Origin of the sequence: Roseateles toxinivorans (assembly GCF_004362525.1) — a bacterium.
Lineage (GTDB): Bacteria > Pseudomonadota > Gammaproteobacteria > Burkholderiales > Burkholderiaceae_C > Paucibacter > Paucibacter toxinivorans.
The window spans coordinates 1-21,062 of the sequence record NZ_SNXS01000004.1 but is presented as its reverse complement, the minus strand read 5'-3'; the positions used below and the strand labels follow the sequence as shown (position 1 = coordinate 21,062).

Genomic DNA, 21,062 nt, shown 5'->3' with positions numbered 1-21,062 from the left:
CATGCAACAATGCGCCCATACCCTCAGGAGCGCTCACCGACATGATTGTGACCAAAGCCATTTTTCCTGTTGCCGGACTTGGCACCCGTTTCCTCCCGGCCACCAAGGCCCAGCCCAAGGAAATGCTGCCGGTGGTGGACAAACCCTTGATCCAGTACGCGGTCGAGGAGGCCTATGCGGCCGGCATCCGCGAAATGATTTTCGTCACCGGCCGCCACAAGCGACCGATTGAAGACCACTTTGACACGACCTTCGAGCTGGAGCTAGCCCTCGAACAGGCGGGTAAGGAGGCGCTGCTCGAAGTGGTGCGCGGCGTCAAGCCCGATGACATGGAGTGCGTCTATGTGCGCCAGCCCCGCGCGCTGGGCCTCGGACATGCGGTGCTCTGCGCCGAGCGCCTGGTCGGCAAGGAGCCCTTTGCCGTGCTGCTGGCCGATGACCTGATGGTCGGCAACCCGCCGGTGCTACAGCAGATGGTCGAGCAATTCGCGGAATGGCGGGTGTCGATACTGGCGGTGCAGGAAGTGCCGGCCGAGCACACGCGCCGCTACGGCATCGTCGCCGGCACGCCCATCAACGAAAGATTGATGGACGTCAGCCGGATTGTCGAGAAGCCCGATCCCGCCGTGGCTCCCTCACGGCTGGGTGTGGCCGGCCGCTACATCCTGACGCCCGGGGTTTTCCATGAGATCGCCAACCAGCCGCGAGGCGTCGGCGGTGAGATCCAGCTGACCGACGGCATTGCCGGCCTGCTGCGCCGCGAGAAGGTGTTTGCCTACAGCTACGAGGGCAAGCGCTACGACTGCGGCAGCAAGGAAGGCTTTCTGGAGGCCAATGTCGAACTGGCCCTGGCCCATCCGGAGCTGGGTGCGGGTTTTCGTGAGTATCTGCGGGGCGTGGAAATCTAGGAATTCAAAGCCCAGCGAAAAGGCCGTGCAGTGCACGGCCTTTTTCATGGTTCAGCGTGCTTCAGCGACGGCGCAGCACATGGATGAATTCGTCGGCCTGGGCCTTCTGCTCGACCAGCTCATTGCCGGTCTGGCGGGCAAAGGCCTGGAAGTCGCGCATAGAGCCGGGATCGGTGGCTACGACCCTCAGCAACTGGCCCGACTCCATCTCGGCCAGGGCCTTCTTGGCCTTCAGTATGGGCAGCGGGCAGTTCAGTCCGCGGGTGTCGAGTTCTTTGTTGGCGTCCATGGGGTCTCAAGTAGCTTGCGGCGATTCTAAAGCTTGGCCAATTCGCGCCACTGCGGCTCATGCCCCAGCGACGTCACCCACTTGGCCAGCGCCAGCCCGGTGCTGCTGGGCCAGCACAAGACCTTGTCCGGCGTGAACAGCTTGTACTCGGCCAGTTCGGGCGACAGCGCAATCTCGCCAGTGGCCTCGACGTGGTAGGCAATGATGACCTGGTTCATGCGCTGGAAGTCATAGACGCCGATCAGCGTGATCGCGCCTGCATCCAGCGAAGTCTCTTCCTTGACCTCTCGGGCAATGCCCTGCTCGGGCGTCTCGCCGGCCTCCATGAAGCCGGTGATCAGCGCGAAGTTGCGGCCCGGCCAGGCGGCGTTGCGCGCCAGCAAGACCTGGCCCTCTCTATCCATGCACTGGACGATGGCGGCCAGCACCGGCGTCGGGTTGTTCCAGTGGGTGAAGTCGCAGGCGGTACAGCGCAGCCGCTCGGTCGGCCCGCCGTCCTCAATCAGCGTGACCAGCGCCAGCTCGGTGGCGCACTGCGGGCAGAATTTGAAGCCACTCATGCCGGAAACACGCCCGTCGAAAGGTACCGGTCACCCCGGTCGCAGACGACGAACACAATGGTCGCGTTCTCGACATGGCGGGCAATCTGCAATGCCACCCAGCAGGCGCCTGCGGCCGAGATGCCGCCGAACAGCCCCTCCTCGCGGGCGAGGCGGCGCGCCATGTCCTCGGCATCGGTCTGGCTGACATAGACCATTTCATCGACGGCAGAGGGCTTGTAGATCTTGGGCAGATAGGCCTCGGGCCATTTGCGTATGCCGGGAATGCGCGAGCCTTCCATCGGCTGCGCGCCGATGATGCGCACGCCGGGGTTCTGCTCCTTCAGGAACTGCGAGGTACCGGTGATGGTGCCGGTGGTGCCCATGGCGCTGACGAAGTGGGTGATGCGACCGCCGGTGTCGCGCCAGATCTCCGGGCCGGTGGTCTCGTAGTGGATGCGCGGGTTGTCGGCATTGGCGAACTGGTCCAGCACCCTGCCCTTGCCGTCGTTCTGCATCTTCTCGGCCAGGTCGCGGGCGTATTCCATGCCACCCGAACGCGGCGTCAGTATCAGCTCGGCACCGAAGGCCTTCATCGTCTGGGCCCGCTCGATCGACAGGTCCTCCGGCATGATCAGCACCATGCGGTAGCCACGGATCGCGGCAGCCATGGCCAGGGCGATGCCGGTGTTGCCCGAGGTCGCCTCGATCAGGGTGTCACCCGGCTTGATGTCGCCCCGCTCCTCGGCGCGGCGGATCATGCTGATGGCCGGCCTGTCCTTGACCGAGCCGGCCGGGTTGTTGCCCTCCAGCTTGGCCAGGATCACATTGCCGCGGCGGGCATTGTCGGCACCGGGCGTGCGCATCAGTTGCACCAGCGGCGTGTTGCCGATCACATCCTCGAGCGTGAGGTACTTTGTAGCGGTCATGCGGGTCTCCTGCGCCGCATTGTCGCAGCCTCGCTGGCGCCTTGCCGCCGGCCCATGGCAAGGCGCGGCCGGCGCAGGGCTTTTTGCATGGCATAATCCGCGGCTCACGTAGCGCACTGCTTCGCGCCCTGGCCCGGGTGGCGAAATCGGTAGACGCAGGGGACTCAAAATCCCCCGCCGCAAGGTGTGCCGGTTCGAGTCCGGCCCCGGGCACCAGACAGCGCGATGCAAGCCTGCTGCTGCGTGACCCGGCCGACGAGTTCTCGTCGCCATCAATTCACCGCATACACTCAGCGTTCGCTGCTCGGTGGCCCGAAGCGGCCCCAACCGAGTCGAGATCCATGCCCCATTTGCCCCCTGTGACCAAGGCCTTGATGCTGATCTGCGTCGGCCTGTTCTGCCTGTTCAAGCTGCTGCCCTTCGGTCTCGCCGGCTGGTTCGAGCTGTGGCCGCTGATGACCGGCAACTTCTTCCCCTGGCAGCTGTTCACCTATGCCTTCCTGCATGGCGACACCTGGCACCTGTTCTTCAATATGCTGGGCCTGTGGATGTTCGGCTCGGAGCTGGAGCGGCTGTGGGGCCAGAAGCGCTATCTGCAGATGCTGGGTGCCAGCATCCTGTCGGCGGCCCTTGTCCAGCTGGTGTTCACCTTTCTGATTGGTTCGGGCGCACCGACCGTGGGTGCCTCGGGCGCGCTGTTCGGCCTGCTGCTGTCCTTCGGCATGCTGTTCCCGGACCGCATCATCATGCCGCTGTTCCCGCCGATTCCGATGAAGGCCAAATACTTTGTGGCCATCTTCGGTGGGCTGGAGCTGCTGATGGGCATCTTCGGCAGCACCGGTATTGCCCACTTCGCCCATTTGGGCGGCATGCTGGGCGCCTATCTGCTGATACGCTACTGGCGCAGCGGCGGGCGCACGCGCCGGCGCTGAATCCTCTTCAGGCCAGCAGGCCCTGCTCGGCAAGCGGATAGCGCAGCTTCAGTCGCAGCTCGCGCTTCAATCGCCCGTTCATCAATCGCCGTGACTCGCCCATGAAGCTCAGCTGCATCGGTGACATCAGCTGCTGTGCCTCGGCCCGGCTGATGCGCGGCGGCCGAGGCAGGCCGCACAGATCGGCGGCCAGATCGAAATAGTCGCCCATCAGCAGCTGGCTGTCGTCGCAGACATGGACGACCCGCTGCGGCAGGCCCCGGCTCAGCGCCGCGACGCAGGCCCGCGCCAGGTCATCGGCATGGATGTGGTTGGTGTAGACATCGTCCTCGCGGCGCAGCACCGGCGCACCGCGCTGCAGCCGCTCACGCGGATGGCCACCGACACGATCACCGGCATAGATGCCCGGAATGCGCAGCAGGCTGACCTTGACATCGAACTTTGCGCCGTACCAACGCAGCCTTGCCTCGGCATCGACGCGACGTCTGGCGCGTGCCGTGGCCGGCGCCACCGTGCGCGTCTCGTCGAACTGCGCACCATCGCAATTGCCATAGACCCCGGTCGTGCTGGCATAGACCAGGCGCCGCACGCGGCCCTTGCGCGCCAGCGCACGCAGCAGGGCCAGCGTGCGCAGGTCCTGATCGCCCTCGCCCTGCGGCGGGGCCAGGTGCAGCACATGATCGGCCAGACCGGCCAGGCGGCCCAGGCTGAGTGGCTCGTCAAGATTGCCCAGCAAGGGCACCGCGCCGGCACTGCGCAGCTCGTTCACGCGCGAGGCATTCGAGGTCAGCGCCAGCACGCGCCAGCGGCCGCTCAGCAGTTTCAGCACGCGCAGGCCCACATCGCCGCAGCCGATGATCAACAGGGTCGGTCGCCGCAGACGACCGGGCGGTGGGGATATGCGTGACATCGACAAGCAAGCACCTCAGGCAAAATAGCGCCTCAGTTTACGGCCCCGTGCTTGCGCGAGCACAGGGCCTTGTCTTATCTCGCGCACCCAACCCGTCCACCATGAATCTCAACGTCACCGTCCAGCCCGCCAATCGAAGCTTCGCCGTCGAGCGCGACGAGACCATGCTCAGCGCCGCCATCCGCGCCAGCATCGGCATGCCCTATGGCTGCAAGGACGGCGCCTGTGGTACCTGCAAGAGCAAGCTGCTGGAAGGCCGTGTGATCCATGGCGCCCATCAGCACAAGGCACTGTCCGAGGCCGAGGAGGCCGCCGGCATGATCCTGCCCTGCTGCGCCACGCCGCAGACCGACTGCGTGGTCGAGGCCCGCTCGGTGCCCGGGGCCGGTGAGTTCGCCATCCTCAAGCTGCCCAGCCGAGTGATGACCATCGAGCGCCCGGCCCCCGATGTGGCCGTGATCAAGATGCAGCTGCCGGCGACACAGAACTTCCAGTACCACGCGGGCCAGTATGTCGAGTTCATCCTGCGCGACGGCAGCCGCCGCAGCTACAGCATGGCCAATGCGCCGCACCTGCTGGGCAACCCGGCGGCGATCGAGCTGCACATCCGCCACATGCCCGGCGGCAAGTTCACCGACCATGTGTTCGGCGCGCTCAAGGAGAAGGACATCATGCGCATGGAGGGCCCTTATGGCAGCTTCTTCCTGCGCGAGGACAGCGACAAGCCGATGATTCTGCTGGCCAGCGGCACCGGCTTTGCGCCGATCAAGGCCCTGGTCGAACGCATGCAGCATCTGGGCATGACGCGCCCGGCGGTGCTGTACTGGGGCTGCCGCAGCAAGGCCGATCTGTACATGCACGACTGGGCGCTGCAGGCCGCGGCCGCCATGCCGAATCTGCGCTACGAGCCGGTGCTGTCCGAGCCCAAGCCGGAAGATGGGTGGACCGGCCGCACCGGCTTTGTCCACCAGGCCGTGCTGGCCGATTTCCCCGATCTGTCCGGCCACCAGGTCTATGCCTGCGGCGCACCCATCATGGTCGAGTCGGCGCAGCGCGACTTCATTGCCAAGGCCGGTCTGCCCGAGGACGAGTTCTACGCTGACTCGTTCACCTCGGAAGCAGACAAGCACGGCGACGAGTAGGGGGCCTCAACATGATGTTCGAGCCGCCCTTTGTCGCCGCCGACCAGTTCGACGTCCAGCTGCGCGGGCTGGGCCACACGGTGATCGCACCCGAGACGGTGCAGCAGGTGTTCGGTTGCACGGCGGCCGAGCTGGATGCTCTGGCGCCGTTCTGGAACGACCTGCCGCCCGATGGCTATCTGCGTGACGGCGGCCGCTACCGCTTTCGCCGCCACAGCTGCTTTGTCGCTGACGCCGCCAGCCTGACCTTGATGCCCCACCGCGCGCACTGGCAGCCGCTGGACTACAACGCGCTGCATGGTGGCATCGAGCGCTGGTTCGAACCGATGGATGCCGCCGCCGTGGCGCAGCCAGCCTGGACGCAGCTGATGCTGGGCCTGGCCGGCATGGCCTCGAAGCTGAAGGGCGCACGGCCCTGGTTCATCGAGGCGCACCAGTTCCGCATCGACACCACCGACGGCATCGGCCGGCCCACGCCCGAGGGCGCGCATCGCGATGGTGTGGACCTGGTGGCGGTCTTCATGGTCGCCCGCCAAGGCATCAAGGGTGGCGAGTCGCGCGTGTTCGAAGCCCAGGGGCCCAACGGTCAACGCTTCACGATGAGCCGGCCCTGGACCCTGCTGCTGCTGGACGACGAACGCGTGATCCACGAGACCACGCCGATACAGCCGGCCGCTGAGCATGGCTATCGCGACACGCTGGTCGTGACCCTGCGCGCCGAGGGATTTCAGGGGCCGTAGCCTGGATGCAATCCGGGGTCCCGGATTTCATCCGGGCTACGGATGCCGTGCAGCAATACGCGAACGGCATGGGCTCATGCCGCAGCGGCAGGCCTGAGCCGCAGCACCCGCACTTACACTTGCGCGCCGGGGCCAAAAGCCCCGCACCGCCGGCATCTGCACCCGCAGTGCCCCAACTACTCCCATCACAAGTGCGAGCACCATGAACGCCATCACCGATCTGGCCCGGGCCCTCCAGGACGCCCCCGCTGAACTCTCCTCTTCTTCCCTTTTCGGCCTGCCCGACCAGCCCGCCCACGAGCGCGTGCTGCTGGCCAGCGACGAGGCCACCGGCCTGAAGACCATTTTGGCCGTGCACAGCACCGCCCGTGGCCCGGCCTTCGGCGGCTGCCGTTTCTGGACCTACGGCGACGACCAGGCCGCGCTGACCGACGCGCTGCGCCTGGCCCAGGGCATGAGCCTGAAGAACGCCCTGGCCGACCTGCCCTTCGGCGGCGGCAAGGCCGTGATACTGAAGCCCGCCGGTGACTTTGACCGCGCCGCGCTGTTCACCGCCTTCGGCCGCGCCGTGCAATCGCTGAACGGCGCCTACATCACCGCCGAAGACGTGGGCACGACCACCGCCGACATGCGCGTGGTGCAGCAAAACACCCCCTTCGTCAGCGGCATCCCGCGCGACGGGGCCTTTGGTGGCGACCCCTCGCCCAAGACCGCCTGGGGCGTGTTCGTCAGCATCGAGGCGGGCGTCAAGCTGCATCTGAAGCGCGAGTCGCTGGCCGGCGTGCGCGTGGCCCTGCAGGGCCTCGGTGCGGTGGGCTGGCATCTGGCCGAGTTCCTGCACATGGCCGGCGCCAAGCTGGTCGTCGCCGATGTCGATGCCGCCAAGGTGGCCCGCGCGCAAGAGAAGTTCGGCGCAGTGGCCGTGGGCATCCACGAGATCCTGTCGGCCGATGTCGATGTGCTGGCCCCCTGCGCACTGGGCGCCGTGCTCAACGCCCAGACCGTGCCCCAGGTGCGTGCCCGCCTGATCGCCGGTGCCGCCAACAACCAGCTCGCCACGGTGCAGGACGGCGACGCGCTGCATGCCCGCGGCGTGATGTACCTGCCCGACTACCTGGTCAACGCCGGCGGCATCATCAGCGTGGCCCGCGAGTACCGCAACGAGGGCGAAGAGACGGCCGTGATGGTCGAGGTGACGAAGATCGCCGAACGGGTGGCCGAACTGCTGGAGCGCGTGGCGCTGAGTACCGGCGGCACGCCGGCCCGTGTGGCCGATGCCTGGGCGCGTTCCAAGCTGGTCCGCCCTGCCGTCTGATCCCAGACCTGCGCGTACAGCGCGAAGTGCTTGATGCCCGCAGCCCATGGTCCCCCATGGGCTGCTACGCTTGAGGGCATGAACAAGCCAACCTTCTCGCTCTCCCGCCGCGCCGTCGCCCTTGCGATGGCCTCGCTGACTTCCCTGACGCTCTGCGGTGTCGCCCAGGCCCAATCCCAAGCCAGGCCCCTCCGCCTGATCGTGCCCTATGCCCCTGGCGGCCCACTGGACATCATTGCCCGCTCGCTGGCCGAGCGCGTCAAAGACAGCCTGGGCACGGTGATCGTCGAGAACAAGGCCGGCGCCGGCGGCAATCTCGGCGCCGATGCAGTGGCCAAGGCCGCTCCCGATGGCCACACCATCGTCATGGGCGCGGTCGCCACCCATGCGATCAACCCCTGGCTCTACAGCAAGATTCCCTACGACCCGATCCGCGACTTCACACCCATCACCCTGGTCGCCAAGGTGCCCAATGTGCTGGTGATGCATGCCGAGACAGCGAGCAAGCTGAGCATCAACACCGTCGCCGACCTGATCGCCTACGCCAAGAAGAACCCGGGCAAGCTGAACTACGGCTCGGGCGGCAATGGCAGCGCGGGCCATCTGGCCGGCGAGATGTTCAAGGCCCAGGCCGGTGTGTTCATGGTCCACATTCCCTATGCAGGCGGCAATCCGGCCCAGTTGGCCCTGGTTTCCGGTCAGGTGGACCTGAACTTCGACAATCTGGCCAGTGCCTCGGCCAATATCAAGGCCGGCAAGCTCAAGGCCCTGGCCGTGACCACGGCCGCCCGCGCAACAGCCCTGCCCGACCTGCCCACCATCGCCGAGGGCGGCAAGGCGCTGGGCCTCGCCAGCTTCGACGTCAACACCTGGTTCGGCCTGTTCGGCCCGGCCAAGCTGCCCGCCGATGTGACGCGCAAGCTCAACAAGGCCTTCACCGACGCGCTGGCCAGCCCGGAGGTGCGCACGCGCATGGCGGTGCTGATGGCCGAGCCGGCCGGCGACACGCCGGAGCAGTTCGCCGCCTTCGTCAAGGCCGAGCTGGGCAAGTACGAGAAAGTGGTCAAGGCCTCGGGCGCGAAGCTCGACTGAGCTCGACTAAAGCGGATAGACGGCCGGCGGCACCCCGCCGGCCAATGCCGCCAGCAGATTGTCGGTGGCCAGCACTGCCATCCGGTGGCGCGTCTCATGCGTGGCCGAGCCGATGTGGGGCAGTGGCGTGACCAAGGGGTGCGTGCGCAGCGGCGAGTCCTGCGGCAAGGGCTCGGTGGCGAACACATCGAGGCCGGCGGCGCGCAGATGGCCGCCGTCCAGTGCCTGCAGCAGGGCGTCCTCCTGCACGATGGCGCCGCGGGCGCCGTTGACGAAGACGGCGCCCGGCTTCATCAGCGCGAACTCACGTGCGCCGATCAGGCCTCGCGTCTCGTCCGACAGCGGCAGGGTCACGGCAATGATGTCCGAGCCGGCCAGCACCTCGTCCAGGCTGCCGTGCGTGGCCAGGCCCTGCAGGCCCGGCACCTCGACGAGCCGGCGGCTGTAGTAGCGCACCGGCATGCCGAAGCCCAGGGCGGCGCGGCGTGCCACGGCCTGGCCGATGCGGCCGAAGCCCAGGATGCCCAGCGTCTTGCCATGCACGTCCCAGCCGAACAGCTCGTCGCCGAGGTTGCGCGTCCAGCGGCCCTCGCGCACATGCAGGGCCAGGTCCACCAGGCGGCGGCTGCTGGCCATGATCAGCGCGAAGATGGTGTCGGCCGTGGTCTCGGTCAGCACGCCGGGTGTGTGGCACAGTGTGATACCGCGCGCCTTCAGGTCGGCCAGGTCGTAGTTGTCGACGCCAACCGAAATGCTGGAGATCACCTTCAGCCGCGATGCGCCGGCAATATCGATCTTGAAGCTGGAGCCGATCAGGCCCTCGACCAGCGGCAGGGCCGCATCGAAGGCGGCGCGCTGATCGGGCTGGCGCGGGTCGGCGACGGTGACCTCGTGAACGGCCTGCAAACGTGCCAGCTGATCTGGCGGCAACTCGCGATACACAAGGACCCTGCTCATAACCCTGCAGCTTCCAGCTCGGCCCGCGTCGGCAGGCCCTCGGTATCGCCCAGCACCTGGACGGCGCGTGCGCCTATCCAGGCCCCCCGTTTGACAGCTTCGGCCACGCTGCGGCCGGCCAGTAGCGCGCTGATCACGCCGACGGCAAAGCCATCTCCAGCGCCCACGGTGTCAATCACCTGCGCCACCGGGAAGCCGGCCACATGACCGGTGCCGGCCAGATCGCTGTCGTAGTAGGCGCCGTCGGGGCCGAGTTTGACGACCACCAGCTTGGCCCCCAGGCCGCGGTAGAAACGGGCCACCGCCTCGGGCGTGTCATGGCCGGTCAGCAGCTTGCCTTCCTCGATGCCGGGCAGCACCCAGTCGGCCTGGGCTGCCAGCGCGTTGATGCCCTCGCGCATCCGTTCGGTGCTGGGCCACAGCGTTGGCCGCAGATTCGGGTCGAACGAGATCGTCCGGCCGGCGGCGCGCATCAGCTGCAAGGTGCGTTCGGCCGCGGCATAGGTATTGGCATTCAGCGCCGGGAACACGCCGGTGGCATGCAGATGGCGGGCAGCGGTGAGCCAGGCCGCGTCGATGTCGTCCGGCCCCAGCTGGCTGGCGGCCGAGCCCTTGCGGTGGTATTCGATGGGGGGGTCGCTGCCGTCGGTGACACGGCCCTTGATCAGGAAGCCGGTACGCTGGGCCGGGTCGCAGACCACATGCGAGCAATCGATGCCCTCGCCCTGCATCGCGTTCAGCAGATAGCGCGCCATCGAATCGGCACCCAGGCGGCTGGCCCAGCCCACCCTCAGGCCCAGGCGTGCCAGGCCTATGGCCACATTGGTCTCGGCGCCAGCGGTGCGCTTGTGAAAGGCCTCGGCCAGCTCCAGCGGCCCGGGCCGATCGGCCACCAGCATCATCATCGCCTCGCCGAAGGTCACGACATCCAGACTCATGCCAGTTCTCTCGCGGCCCTCAGCAGGGCCAGTTCGTTGTGGGTGGTCGCCACCAGGTCATCGCCCTGCAGCGGGTACTCGATCGCCCAGGGCAGACCGGCGGGCATGGCGCGCAGCACGGCACGCCAGGGTGCGACCGAGTCGGCGATGGGCACGGCAATCCAGCGCTCGCGCTGACGCTGCACGCCCTTGCAATGCACATAGCGCACGCGCGGGGCAAGAGTCTCGGCGGCCTGCCGGGCGCACTCGCCCATCCAGTGCCAGTTGCCCATATCGAAGGTCATGCCCAGGCTAAGGCCTGCGGCATCGGCGGCCGTGAAGAAGCGTTGCAACGCCGTCAGCGTGCCGGCAGCCGGCGTCTGGTCATTCTCGATCACCAGCTCGACTGGGCTTTGAGCCAAACGCTCGCGCAGCGCGGCCAGGCCGCCCAGCGCGCCGCGCCCGAAGCCGCCGATGGCCATCTTCAGCCGCGGCGCGCGCAGCGCCGTGGCGCGACGCAGGCCAAGCTCCAGAGCCTCGACATCCAGCCCGCCGTCGGCGGCCCACAGGCCGTCGGGGCTGGAATAGACGGCCACCAGGCCCGTCTCGGCCAGCGCCGGCAGTTCGGCCGCCGCATCGACCAGCAACTCGCCGCGCACCTCGACGCCGTCGGCACCGGCCGCCTGCGCCAGCCGCGTGTAGTGCAACTGGCCGCGCATCAGGACCTCGCTGGCGCCGAATGACGACAGCGAGATCAGCAGCGGCGCTTGCCCCACGCTCATCATGCGTGAGCCGAGCTGAGGATCTGGCCCAGGAACTGGCGCGTCTTCTCATGCTTGGGTGCCGCGAAGAAATCCTGCGGCGGCGCCTGTTCGATGATGCGGCCGTCGGCCATGAAGATCACGCGATCGGCGACGCTGCGGGCAAAGCCCATCTCGTGGGTCACGCACAGCATCGTCATGCCGTCCTCGGCCAGGGTGATCATGGTATCCAGCACCTCCTTGACCATCTCGGGGTCCAGCGCCGAGGTGGGCTCGTCGAACAGCATGATCTTGGGCGTCATGCACAGCGCGCGGGCAATCGCCACGCGCTGCTGCTGGCCGCCGCTGAGCTGGCTGGGGTACTTCAGCGCCTGCTCGGGAATGCGCACGCGCTTCAGGTACTTCATCGCGATCTCGTCGGCTTCCGCCTGCGAGAGGCCGCGCGAGCGCATAGGCGCCAAGGTGCAGTTCTGCAGCACCGTCATGTGCGGGAACAGATTGAACTGCTGGAACACCATGCCCACTTCTTGGCGCACGGCGTCCACCTGCTTGGCTCCGGCCTTGCCGCCGTCGGTCAGCGCAATGCCATCGACGGTGATGCGGCCCTGCTGCACCACCTCCAGCCGGTTGATGCAGCGTATCAAGGTGGACTTGCCCGAGCCCGAGGGCCCGCAGACGACGATGCGCTCACCCGGGGCGACGTCCAGATTGATGTCGGTCAACACCTGGAACTGGCCGTACCACTTGTTGACGTTCTCGATGCGGATGATGGGCTCGGTGCTCATGGTTGCTTCTTGCTCAGTTGGCCGTCATCACCGGGAAGTCGGTGCCCAGCCACTTCTTGTAGAGCGTGTTCAGTTCGCCGCCACGGTTCTTGTCGATGAAGGCATCCACCGTCTTCAGCAGTTCCTCCTGGCCCGGGCGCATGGCCACGGCCATCTGCTGCTGACGCAGCACGAACTTGTTCTCGAAGGCGTTGCCGGCGCGCTGGGCGATCTGGGCCGCCACCGTGGTGGAGCAGCCGATCGCATCGACCTGGCCCGACATCAGCGCCTGCATCGCCGAGGCGTCATCGTCGAAGCGGCGGATCTCGGTGCCGGCCGGGGCGGCGGCGGTCAGCGAGATGTCCTGCGTGCTGGCACGGGCCACGCCGATGCGGAAGGCCTTCAAGTCGGCGGCCGACTTGATCGCCGCCTTGGTGCTGCCGTAGACGACGATGGTGGCCGCGGCATAGGGCTTGGAGAACTGCACCTGCTTGGCACGCTCGGGCGTGACGGCCAGCGAGGCCACCAGCAGATCGACCTTGTTGGTCAGCAGGAAGGGGATGCGGTTCGGGCCGGTGACCGGCACGATGTTGACCTTGACGCCCAGTTCCTTGGCCAGCAGCTTGGCCACGTCGGCGTCATAACCGTCAGGCTGATTGGCGCTATTGAGCGTGCCGTAGGGTGGAAAGTCCACCAGCATGCCCACGGTCAGTTCGCCCTTTTTCTTGATGTCGGCCACCGATTGCGCGGTGGCCTGCAAGGCGACGGCACCCAGGCTCAGGGCGGCCAGGGTGGCGATCAGCAGGCGGCGGGGTTGGGATGTGCTCATGGGTTTGTCTCCGGTTTGCATAGGGCGAAAAGGAAAGGTGAATCTCAGCGCGCCAGCGCTCGGGCCTGGCGTCGCTCCATGCGCGCGGCCAGCAGCGACAGCGGCCAGCACAGCACAAAGTAGATGGCCGCCACGACGCTGAAGACCAGCAGCGGCTGAAAGGTGGCGTTGTTGATGATCTGGCCGGCGCGGGTGACCTCGGTGAAGCCGATGATGGCGGCCAGCGAGGTGCCCTTGATGATCTGCACCATATAGCCGACGGTGGGCGGCAGGGCGATCTTGAAGGCCTGGGGCAGGATCACGTCGCGCATGCGCGCCACATAGCTGAGGCTCAGCGCCTCGGCCGCCTCCCACTGGCCGCGCGGTATCGCCTGTATGCAGCCGCGCCAGATCTCGCCCAGGAAAGCGCTGCTGTTGAGTACCAGGGCCGCACCGGCCGCCACCCAGGGGTTGATGTCCAGGCCGATGACCGGCGCGCCGAAGAAGATCAGGAACAGCTGCAGCAGCAGCGGTGTGCCCTGGAAGATCTGGATGAAGGCCCCCGCCGCGCGCTGCGCCCACAGGCTTTGCGCGGTACGACCCAGCGCCACCAGCAGGCCGCCGATGGCGCCGCCGGCAAAGGCGATCAGCGACAGCGCGATGGTCCAGCGTGCGGCCTCGACGATGAACCAGAACTCGGCAAATCCGAAGGTACGCATGATCAGCGGCGATCCGGGTAGTTGAGCGCGCGGCGGTAGATCTGGCGAAACAGCGCCGAGAAGCCCATCGCCAAGGCCAGGTAGATGACCGCCACGACGATGTAGATCTCGAAGCTGCGGAAGGTCTGCGACTGCAGATTGGCCGCCACCGAGGTCAGGTCATCGGCCGAGATCACCGAGACCACGCTGGAGCTCAGCATCAGCAGGATGAACTGGCTGGTCAGCGCCGGGTAGATGGCCTTCAGCGCCGGCTTCAGGATCACGAAGCGGAAGATCTCGTGGCGCTTCAGGCTCAGCGCCAGGCCGGCCTCGATCTGCCCCTTGGGGATCGATTCGATGCCGGCGCGGATGATCTCGGTCGCATAGGCGCCCAGATTCACCACCATCGCGGTCAGCGCCGCCGTGTGCGCGCTCCAGCGCAGGCCCAGCGCCGGCAGCGCGAAAAAGAAGAAGAACAGTTGCACCAGAAAGGGTGTGTTGCGTATCAGCTCGATGTAGGCATTGATGACGAAGCGCAGCGGCGCCGGCCCGGCCGTCTTGCCCCAGGCGCAGGCGATCGCCACCCCCAAGCCCAGCACCATGGCCAGGAAGGACAGCTCTATCGTCGTCCAGGTGCCCTGAAGCAGCAGGGGCCAGGCGGCGAAGACGGCACCGAACTGAAAGTCGTAGTTCACGCTTGTCTCTGTTCTGCGCGGGATAGCTGCGAGGCAGCGTTCCGCTTTGAGGTGGCATGCAGGCTTTGCACCACCATGATCACAGTTTATGAAACCGGTTTCAGTTCGAAATCAGGGATTACACGTAGTTTTCAAGGAAATTTTCAGACCTTGCGGGATGAGCCGCGGACGATCAGCCGGCCAGGCAACAGCGTCTGGCGAGGCGGCAATTGATGGCCCTGCAGACGCTCCAGCAGGCAGCGCGCGGCGATACGGCCGAGGTCGCCGGTGGGCTGGGCGATGGCACTCAGGCCCGGGCCCACATGGGGCGCCCATTCGGTCTCGTCGAAGCCGACGAAACCCAGCTCCTCGCCAAAATGCCAGCCCAGCCGGGCCAGCGCGGCGGCCACTCTCAGCGTCACAACCGCATTGCTGGCCAGCACGCCCAGGCGCCTGCTGCCGGCACGCTGGCGCGCCGCCAGCAGGGCTGCATCGAGCGCCTGCGGATGCTGCTCATCGCACTCGAACAGGCTGCCCTGCAGCTGCCCGCTATGCCCGCTATGCCCGTCATGGGTGGCCAGAAAGGCCTGGAAGGCCTGGGCCCGCTCCTGGCGAGAACTGACCCCGGCGGTCGGCTCCGAGATGAACAGCAGTTCGCCATGACCCTGCTCGGCCAGATGGCCGGCCGCCAGCAGCACCGCGCCGGCATTGTCCAGCGAGACGAAGTCGGACTGCATGCCGGCATGGCGCCGGTCCACCAGCACCACCGGCTTGCCCAACCGCGTGGCTGCGGCCAGCGCCGCCGGATCGCTGCCCAGCGTGTTCAGGATGAAACCCTCGACCTGGTAGGACGACAAGGCCTCGATGGCCTCCAGCTCGCGCGCCGCCTGGTTGCCCAGATTGAACAGCATGACCAGATAGCCGGCCTCCTGGCAGGCCTGCTCGGCGCCGCGCAGCACGGCCACCGAGAAGGGGTTCGTCACGTCGGCGACGACCAGGCCGATCAGCCGCGTGCGGCCCCGCTTCAGCGCCTGCGCCATCGGGCTGGGGCTGTAGCCCAGCTCGGCAATCGCCGCCTCGACACGCGCGGCGATGTCACGCGTCAGCAGTTCGTCCCGGCGGTTCAGGAAGCGCGACACGGTGGCCTTGGACACCCCCGCCACGCGCGCCACGTCGGCGATGGTGCTGCGGCTGGCCGCGGCGCCTGGCGTCGCATCGGGGGTTTCGGCAGAGCGTCTGGGCATGGGGCGTGAGGACAGGTATCCGCTACAGTTGAGGGCTTGAACTGAAACCAGTTTCAGTAAGTTTCCTGAATCTTAGCGCCTCAAAGGCGTGCCGTGGAGGCCCGATGCAGAAGTTTGACGCCGTGCTGTTCGACTGCGATGGCGTGCTGGTGGACAGCGAGGCCATTTCGGCCGCGGTGATGCGCGACTTACTGTCCATTCGCGGCTGGGAGATGACCCAGGAAGACTGCCTGAGCCTTCTCCACGGCAAGGCCTTGAAGGATCTGGCCCCGCTGATCGCCGAACGCACCGGCGATGTCGTTGACGAGGCCTGGATGGTCGAGTTCCGGGCGCTGCGCGATGTGCAGCTGGACCGCCATGTGCGTGCCGTGCCCCACATCCACGAGGCCCTGATCGCCCTGCAGTCCGGAGGCCTGCGCATGGCCTGCGCCTCGGGCGCCGACCGTGTGAAGATCGAACTGCAACTGGCCCGCACCGGCCTGGCACCCTTCTTCGCCGGCCGCATCTTCAGCGGCCACGAGGTGGCCCGCAACAAGCCGTGGCCCGATGTCTATCTGGCTGCGGCCGAGGGCCTGGGTGTCGCGCCGGAACGCTGCGCGGTGGTCGAGGACTCGGTCACCGGCGTGAGGGCCGGCGTGGCTGCCGGGGCGCGGGTGTTCGGCTATGCGCCGCTCGCCGGCGCGGAGGCACTGCGCGCCGCGGGTGCAGGGCGGGTGCTGAACTCGATGGCCGAGCTGACGCAGGCGTTGGCCTCACCGCTCACTTGAGCAGGCCATTGGCCAGGCGGCAGCGCTGGATGTCGCAGGCGGTGGGCAGGGTCGCCCGGTACTCGAGCACGGTCTTGCGCGCACGCTCGTCGCGCACATGGCACTGCTGCCCCTTGCCATCGTGGTAGTAGGAGGTCACATCGACGCAGCGGCGTGAGTGGGCCATCAACCCGTAGAGATGGCCCATCTCATGCGAGATCACCATCTGCAGGGTCTGGCGGGCGTCATGGGCCGGGTTGCGCTGGTGCAGCAGCGCAAACGCCGCCGGCCCCAGCGACAGGCTGCGCTGACCCAGATTGGCCAGGCCGAAGTTGCCGACGCTGCCCTGATCGCTCCACTGCACATGCACCGCACCAGCGGGTGCCACCGAATCGCCACCCAGCACCTGGCTGGGCACACCGCATTGCGACCAGGCGACTGCCGCCTGTTTCACCCGGGCCAGCACCTCGGCCTCACTGAACCAGGCAGGCGCGCCGCGGTGCTGATAGACGAAGACCAAGGGCGAGGCCAGGGCCGGCCGGTCGCGGCCATCGCCCCAGGTCGAAATCTCGCCGACCCGACACTCGGCAATCTCCTGTTCGCGAACCGAGTTGAGCGCATCTGCGGGAAGGGGCGTCAGCCCCAGGAACAGGGCCGTCAAGCCAAGGGGCGCAGCTATTTCGGGCAACAAGCCGGCAAAAAGCGGGCGTATGTCCGCTACTTTCAGATGCAGAACAGATGCGATCAGTCCACACTTATATATTGACAGCATACAGAACTCCTGCCCGGCCCCCGGCGCGGCTGAGGATTCTTTCTTTGGAGCAATCAACATGTTTCTGACCGGTTTCTCTATTGGCAAGCGCCTGACCCTGGTGTTGGGTGCCATTCTGGCCCTTAGCCTGATCAGCAGCCTCTACGCCATCGTCAAGCTGCGCTCGCTGGGCAGCGAGCTCGACACCATGGTTGGGGACAATCTGAAGGTCGAGCGCGCCGCCACCGACTGGTTGCGCCACACCACCTCAGGCGTGCAGCGGGCATCCGCCATTGCCAAGAGCAGTGACACGGCCCTGATCGAGTACTTTGCGCCCTTCACCGCCGCGGCCGTCAAGGAAACGAACGAGCTGCAGAAGATGATAGAGACCCATATCGACACGCCGGCCGAGCGCGCTCTGTTCGACAAGGTCGGCGAGCTCCGCAAGACCTATCTGGCCACCCGCGACGAAATCGGCAAGCTGAAAAAGGCCGGCGACGCTGAGGCGGCAGGCAAGTTGTTCAGCGAGCGCTTCGAACCGACCGCCCGTGACTACACCGGCTCGGTGCAGCAGATGGTCGAGCTACAGCGCAAGCAGTTCGACGACGCCGCCCAACGCATACTGGACATGCGCGCTCAGACCAGCAATCTGCTCATCATCGTCAGCGTGCTGTCGGTGCTGCTGGGCAGCTTCCTGGCCTGGCGCCTGACACGCAGCATCACCCAGCCGCTGGCCGACGCCGAGATCGCTGCGCAGGCCATCGCCGAACTGAACCTGACCGGCGCGGCCAGCCAGCATCAGGGCAATGACGAAACCGGCCGCCTGCTGCGTGCCATCGACACCATGCGCGATGCGCTGCAGGTCTCTCTGCACGAGGTGCGTGGTGTCGTTGACAGCATCTCCACCGCCAGCGCCCAGATCGCCGTGGGCAACCACGACCTCAGCGCCCGCACCGAGCAGACCGCCAGCAGCCTGCAGGAAACGGCCAGCTCGATGGAGGAACTGACCAGCACCGTGCGCAACAGCGCCGACTCCGCCGGTCAGGCCAACAAGCTGGCGTCGGCGGCCGCCGAAGTGGCCCAGCGCGGCGGCCGCGTGATCGCCCAGGTCGTCAAGACCATGGACGACATCAACACCAGCTCCAAGCGCATCTCCGACATCATCGGCGTGATCGACGGCATCGCCTTCCAGACCAATATCCTGGCCCTGAACGCGGCCGTAGAGGCGGCACGGGCCGGCGAGCAAGGGCGCGGCTTTGCCGTCGTCGCCAGCGAGGTGCGTTCGCTGGCCGGCCGCTCGGCCGAAGCGGCCAAGGAGATCAAGCGCCTGATCAGCGAAAGCGTCGAGAAGGTGGAGTCGGGGGCGACCCTGGTGAAGGATGCCGGCGGCACGATGGATGAAATCGTCGGCAGCGTGCAGCGGGTCAGCGACATCATCAGCGAGATCAGCCAGGCCGCAACCGAACAGAGCCAGGGCATTGGCCAGGTCAATGTCGCCGTGTCCCAGCTCGACCAGATGACCCAGCAGAATGCCGCCCTGGTCGAAGAATCGGCGGCCGCGGCCTCCAGCCTGCAGGACCAGGCCAAGCGCCTGGCCGGCGCGATCGCGGCGTTCAGACTGAAGGGCTGATTGAATGGCTGAGCTGACGCCTCAGCGGGCTGCGGCCAACCGAAAGCCAGCACCATGTGGGGCCGGCCTTTGTCATTTCAAAGTCATCTTCATTTCACAAATCGCAACGGTGAGTTGAAATTTGCCTAGTGTTTACCCTAGGTCAAAGATCCTAAAGTTCAGGCCATGGACAGCGCAGAAGCGAAGTCCGCAACCCAGCCCCGAGGGCTGAACCTAAAGGATCTGATCATGAAGAAGCTGACTGTTTTTGCTGCCGCCCTGCTGACCGCCGGCATGGCCATGGCCGACTCCGGCATCACCCGCCAACAAGTGCTGAATGAGCTGGTGCAGGCCCGCAACAGCGGCGAACTGGCGCAATTCAACAGCGAAGACACGGCCCTGTTCCTGAACAGCAAGGCCGCACTTGCCTCGAACACGACCCGCGCCCAGGTGCTGGCCGAACTGGCAAAGGCCCGCGCCTCCGGCGAATTCGCCCGCCTGAACAGCGAAGACGGCAGCTTCGACCTGCGCCAGGCCTCGACCTACACCGTGACCCGCGCCCAGGTGCTGGCCGAGCTGAAGAAGGCCCAGGCCAATGGCGAATACGCCCGCCTGAACAGCAATGTGAACACGCTGGACGTGATCACGGCCACCGCACAAACCGCTGACTCGGGTTCGGGCCAATAAGCCCTCCCTGGCGCATCAAGTGAATGAAACAGGCGGCCTGGCCGCCTGTTTTGCTTTGCTGCTGCGTCAAAGATCGAACAGATCCGGCTCGCAGCCCAGGCGGGCGTTCTCGATCAGCAGCATGCGCTGCTTGGTTGTCACCCCGCCGCTGGCCGAGAAGCCGGTCATCTTGCCGCCCGCGCCCAGCACTCGGTGGCAGGGCACGACCGGCGCAAAGGGGTTGCGGCCCAGCGCCTGACCCACCGCCCGGGACAGGGCCACGTCGCCCAGCCGCATGGCGATATCGCCGTAACTGAGCGTGCAGCCCGGTGGAATGGCCAGCGCGATCTCATAGACGCGGCGATGAAAGTCCGGCACCTCGCTCCAGTCCAGGCGCACCTGGCTCAGGTCACCGCTACCCTCGGCCAACAGACGGGTCACTCCGTCAACAACCGCCTGCACCTCCGGCGGTGGCTCCCGCTCAGGCACGCCAACGCACAGACGCTGCATCCGGGCACGCGTGTCGGCGGCGCTGGCATCGGGCAGTTGCACGCGCGCGATGCCGGCCTCGCCCCAGGCAATGCCGGCCCAACCCAGGGCGGTGTCGAAAAGGGCGAACCCCTGGATCTGAGCCATAGTCAACGCTCGTCGCTCCGCTTACGGATCTTGATAGCCGGCCAGTTTAGACAAGCGCCGCGCTTGATGGCAAGCTTGCGCTCCGCACAGCAAGCCTCAAGGGTTTCTCATGGCAAAGATGGCAGCGATCAGGGTCGGCATCGGTGGCTGGAACTTCGACGAGTGGCGCGACAACTTCTATCCCAAGGGCCTGGCCAAGACCCGGGAGTTGGCCTATGCGAGCCGCCAGCTCAATGCGATCGAGATCAACAGCACTTATCACGGCACGCAAAAGCCCAGCAGCTTTGCCAAGTGGCGCGATGAAACGCCTGACGACTTCGTGTTCGCGGTCAAGGCGAACCGCTTTGCCACCAACCGCCGGGTGCTCGCCGAGGCCGGCGAGTCGGTGGACAAGTTCCTGACCAGCGGCCTGACCGAGCTCGGCGCCAAGCTGGGCCCCATCGTCTGGCAGTTCGCGACCACCAAGAAGTTCGACGCCGAGGATTTCGAGGGGTTTTTGAATCTGCTGCCCACCGAGCTGGACGGCCTGTCGCTGCGCCATGTGCTGGACGTGCGACATGAGAGCTTCATGTGCGCCGAGTACCTGGCACTGGCCCGCAAGCACAGTGCCGCCACCGTGTTCACCGATTCGCCGAACTACCCGTCCTTCGCCAATCTGACCGGCGACTTTGTCTACGCGCGGCTGATGAATGCGGCTGCGGATCAGCCCCTGGGCTACACCGACGAGGTGCTTGATGATTGGACGGCCGCAGTGCAGACCTGGGCCGCAGGCTCACAGCCCGCCGGTTTGCCTTCTGTCGAGGAGGCCAAGCCCCCTGCCAAGAAAGCGCGAGAGGTGTTCGTTTTCTACATCAACGGCGCCAAGGAGCGCGCGCCGCACGCGGCCATGGCAACGCTCAAGCGCTTGGGTTGGAAGGCTTCCGTTCATTCACCCAAGTAAGCGGCTCGCACCTTGGGATCGTTGAGCAGGTCCTTCGCGTCCCCGCTCAAGGTGATCTTGCCCGAGTCCATCACATAGCCGCGGTTGGCCAGGCC

At 66.5% G+C, this 21,062-nt stretch carries 25 protein-coding genes and 1 tRNA gene; 11 read left to right on the top strand and 15 right to left on the bottom strand.

Features of this window, described 5'->3' with window-relative positions:
• Positions 1-41 precede the first annotated feature (41 nt).
• Positions 42-908, top strand: coding sequence for a UTP--glucose-1-phosphate uridylyltransferase GalU (galU, locus tag DES47_RS15315; RefSeq protein WP_133701616.1), 867 nt, complete (start codon positions 42-44; stop codon positions 906-908).
• 61 nt (positions 909-969) lie between these two features.
• Here the strand turns inward: galU and DES47_RS15310 are convergent, their stop codons facing one another.
• Genes DES47_RS15310 through cysM form a run of 3 tightly spaced genes read right to left on the bottom strand, consistent with a single transcriptional unit; the run spans position 970 to position 2,665 of the window.
• Positions 970-1,197 carry a sulfurtransferase TusA family protein gene (locus tag DES47_RS15310; RefSeq protein WP_133701615.1) on the bottom strand — a complete coding sequence of 76 codons (228 nt, stop codon included), beginning with the start codon at positions 1,195-1,197 and terminating at the stop codon, positions 970-972.
• Between the two features lie 26 nt (positions 1,198-1,223).
• Entirely contained in the window at positions 1,224-1,757 is a 534-nt protein-coding gene (locus tag DES47_RS15305) for an NUDIX hydrolase (protein WP_133701614.1), read from the bottom strand.
• Positions 1,754-2,665 carry a cysteine synthase CysM gene (gene cysM / locus DES47_RS15300; RefSeq protein ID WP_133701613.1) on the bottom strand — a complete coding sequence of 304 codons (912 nt, stop codon included), beginning with the start codon at positions 2,663-2,665 and terminating at the stop codon, positions 1,754-1,756. The genes DES47_RS15305 and cysM overlap by 4 nt, the downstream gene beginning before the upstream one ends.
• Positions 2,666-2,796: 131 nt before the next feature.
• Here cysM and DES47_RS15295 point away from each other — a divergent pair.
• Positions 2,797-2,881, top strand: a tRNA-Leu gene (locus DES47_RS15295).
• 125 nt (positions 2,882-3,006) lie between these two features.
• Positions 3,007-3,597: a rhomboid family intramembrane serine protease gene (locus DES47_RS15290; RefSeq protein WP_133701612.1), complete on the top strand. Its 591-nt coding sequence runs from the start codon at positions 3,007-3,009 to the stop codon at positions 3,595-3,597.
• A gap of 7 nt (positions 3,598-3,604) precedes the next feature.
• Here DES47_RS15290 and DES47_RS15285 read toward each other — a convergent pair whose 3' ends face one another.
• Entirely contained in the window at positions 3,605-4,507 is a 903-nt protein-coding gene (locus tag DES47_RS15285; protein WP_133701611.1) for an NAD-dependent epimerase/dehydratase family protein, read from the bottom strand.
• 101 nt (positions 4,508-4,608) lie between these two features.
• Between DES47_RS15285 and DES47_RS15280 the strand changes: the two genes are divergently transcribed.
• The 4 genes from DES47_RS15280 (at position 4,609) to DES47_RS15265 (ending at position 8,796) form a co-directional block, all read left to right on the top strand.
• Entirely contained in the window at positions 4,609-5,649 is a 1,041-nt protein-coding gene (locus DES47_RS15280) for a CDP-6-deoxy-delta-3,4-glucoseen reductase (protein ID WP_133701610.1), read from the top strand.
• Positions 5,650-5,660: 11 nt separating this feature from the next.
• Positions 5,661-6,389: a 2OG-Fe dioxygenase family protein gene (locus tag DES47_RS15275; protein WP_133701609.1), complete on the top strand. Its 729-nt coding sequence runs from the start codon at positions 5,661-5,663 to the stop codon at positions 6,387-6,389.
• A gap of 202 nt (positions 6,390-6,591) precedes the next feature.
• Positions 6,592-7,704 (top strand): Glu/Leu/Phe/Val family dehydrogenase, encoded by a 1,113-nt coding sequence (locus tag DES47_RS15270; RefSeq protein ID WP_133701608.1) that lies wholly within the window; start codon positions 6,592-6,594, stop codon positions 7,702-7,704.
• A 78-nt stretch (positions 7,705-7,782) separates the two neighbouring features.
• Entirely contained in the window at positions 7,783-8,796 is a 1,014-nt protein-coding gene (locus tag DES47_RS15265) for a Bug family tripartite tricarboxylate transporter substrate binding protein (protein ID WP_133701607.1), read from the top strand.
• A 6-nt stretch (positions 8,797-8,802) separates the two neighbouring features.
• On the opposite strand, the gene DES47_RS15260 is transcribed toward DES47_RS15265, so the two are convergent.
• The 8 genes from DES47_RS15260 to DES47_RS15225 all read right to left on the bottom strand — a co-directional run bounded on the left by DES47_RS15260 (position 8,803) and on the right by DES47_RS15225 (position 15,619).
• Positions 8,803-9,753 carry a 2-hydroxyacid dehydrogenase gene (locus tag DES47_RS15260; RefSeq protein ID WP_133701606.1) on the bottom strand — a complete coding sequence of 317 codons (951 nt, stop codon included), beginning with the start codon at positions 9,751-9,753 and terminating at the stop codon, positions 8,803-8,805.
• A complete protein-coding gene (locus DES47_RS15255) occupies positions 9,750-10,691 on the bottom strand; it encodes a sugar kinase (protein WP_133701605.1) in 942 nt (313 codons plus the stop codon). The genes DES47_RS15260 and DES47_RS15255 overlap by 4 nt, the downstream gene beginning before the upstream one ends.
• A complete protein-coding gene (locus DES47_RS15250; protein ID WP_133701604.1) occupies positions 10,688-11,452 on the bottom strand; it encodes a sugar phosphate isomerase/epimerase family protein in 765 nt (254 codons plus the stop codon). The genes DES47_RS15255 and DES47_RS15250 overlap by 4 nt, the downstream gene beginning before the upstream one ends.
• Positions 11,452-12,216, bottom strand: coding sequence for an amino acid ABC transporter ATP-binding protein (locus DES47_RS15245; protein ID WP_133701603.1), 765 nt, complete (start codon positions 12,214-12,216; stop codon positions 11,452-11,454). The genes DES47_RS15250 and DES47_RS15245 overlap by 1 nt, the downstream gene beginning before the upstream one ends.
• A gap of 13 nt (positions 12,217-12,229) precedes the next feature.
• On the bottom strand, positions 12,230-13,024 hold the full coding sequence (locus tag DES47_RS15240; RefSeq protein WP_133701602.1) for a transporter substrate-binding domain-containing protein: 795 nt from the start codon (positions 13,022-13,024) through the stop codon (positions 12,230-12,232).
• A 44-nt stretch (positions 13,025-13,068) separates the two neighbouring features.
• Positions 13,069-13,722 (bottom strand): amino acid ABC transporter permease, encoded by a 654-nt coding sequence (locus DES47_RS15235; protein WP_133701601.1) that lies wholly within the window; start codon positions 13,720-13,722, stop codon positions 13,069-13,071.
• 2 nt (positions 13,723-13,724) lie between these two features.
• Positions 13,725-14,396, bottom strand: a complete 672-nt coding sequence (locus DES47_RS15230; RefSeq protein WP_133701600.1) for an amino acid ABC transporter permease — start codon at positions 14,394-14,396, stop codon at positions 13,725-13,727.
• 143 nt (positions 14,397-14,539) lie between these two features.
• Positions 14,540-15,619: a LacI family DNA-binding transcriptional regulator gene (locus DES47_RS15225; RefSeq protein WP_133701599.1), complete on the bottom strand. Its 1,080-nt coding sequence runs from the start codon at positions 15,617-15,619 to the stop codon at positions 14,540-14,542.
• 104 nt (positions 15,620-15,723) lie between these two features.
• Here DES47_RS15225 and DES47_RS15220 point away from each other — a divergent pair, with 104 nt between their 5' ends.
• Complete coding sequence (locus DES47_RS15220; protein ID WP_133701598.1) at positions 15,724-16,386, top strand: HAD family hydrolase; 663 nt, start codon at positions 15,724-15,726, stop codon at positions 16,384-16,386.
• Here DES47_RS15220 and DES47_RS15215 read toward each other — a convergent pair.
• The gene (locus DES47_RS15215; protein WP_133701597.1) at positions 16,379-17,026 is read right to left on the bottom strand and encodes a zinc metalloprotease; all 648 of its coding nucleotides are present in this window, start codon (positions 17,024-17,026) and stop codon (positions 16,379-16,381) included. The genes DES47_RS15220 and DES47_RS15215 overlap by 8 nt on opposite strands.
• A gap of 169 nt (positions 17,027-17,195) precedes the next feature.
• On the opposite strand from DES47_RS15215, the gene DES47_RS15210 reads away from it, so the two are divergent.
• Positions 17,196-18,746, top strand: a complete 1,551-nt coding sequence (locus DES47_RS15210) for a methyl-accepting chemotaxis protein (RefSeq protein WP_133701596.1) — start codon at positions 17,196-17,198, stop codon at positions 18,744-18,746.
• A 228-nt stretch (positions 18,747-18,974) separates the two neighbouring features.
• Positions 18,975-19,412, top strand: a complete 438-nt coding sequence (locus tag DES47_RS15205) for a DUF4148 domain-containing protein (protein ID WP_166652019.1) — start codon at positions 18,975-18,977, stop codon at positions 19,410-19,412.
• A 66-nt stretch (positions 19,413-19,478) separates the two neighbouring features.
• Here the strand turns inward: DES47_RS15205 and DES47_RS15200 are convergent, their stop codons facing one another.
• Positions 19,479-20,027 (bottom strand): methylated-DNA--[protein]-cysteine S-methyltransferase, encoded by a 549-nt coding sequence (locus DES47_RS15200; RefSeq protein ID WP_133701594.1) that lies wholly within the window; start codon positions 20,025-20,027, stop codon positions 19,479-19,481.
• A gap of 109 nt (positions 20,028-20,136) precedes the next feature.
• Between DES47_RS15200 and DES47_RS15195 the strand changes: the two genes are divergently transcribed.
• Entirely contained in the window at positions 20,137-20,967 is an 831-nt protein-coding gene (locus tag DES47_RS15195; RefSeq protein WP_133701593.1) for a DUF72 domain-containing protein, read from the top strand.
• Here DES47_RS15195 and DES47_RS15190 read toward each other — a convergent pair.
• A partial coding sequence (locus tag DES47_RS15190; protein ID WP_481884328.1) for an ABC transporter ATP-binding protein C-terminal domain-containing protein occupies positions 20,952-21,062 on the bottom strand: 111 nt, incomplete at its 5' end. The two genes, DES47_RS15195 and DES47_RS15190, sit on opposite strands and share 16 nt — an antisense overlap.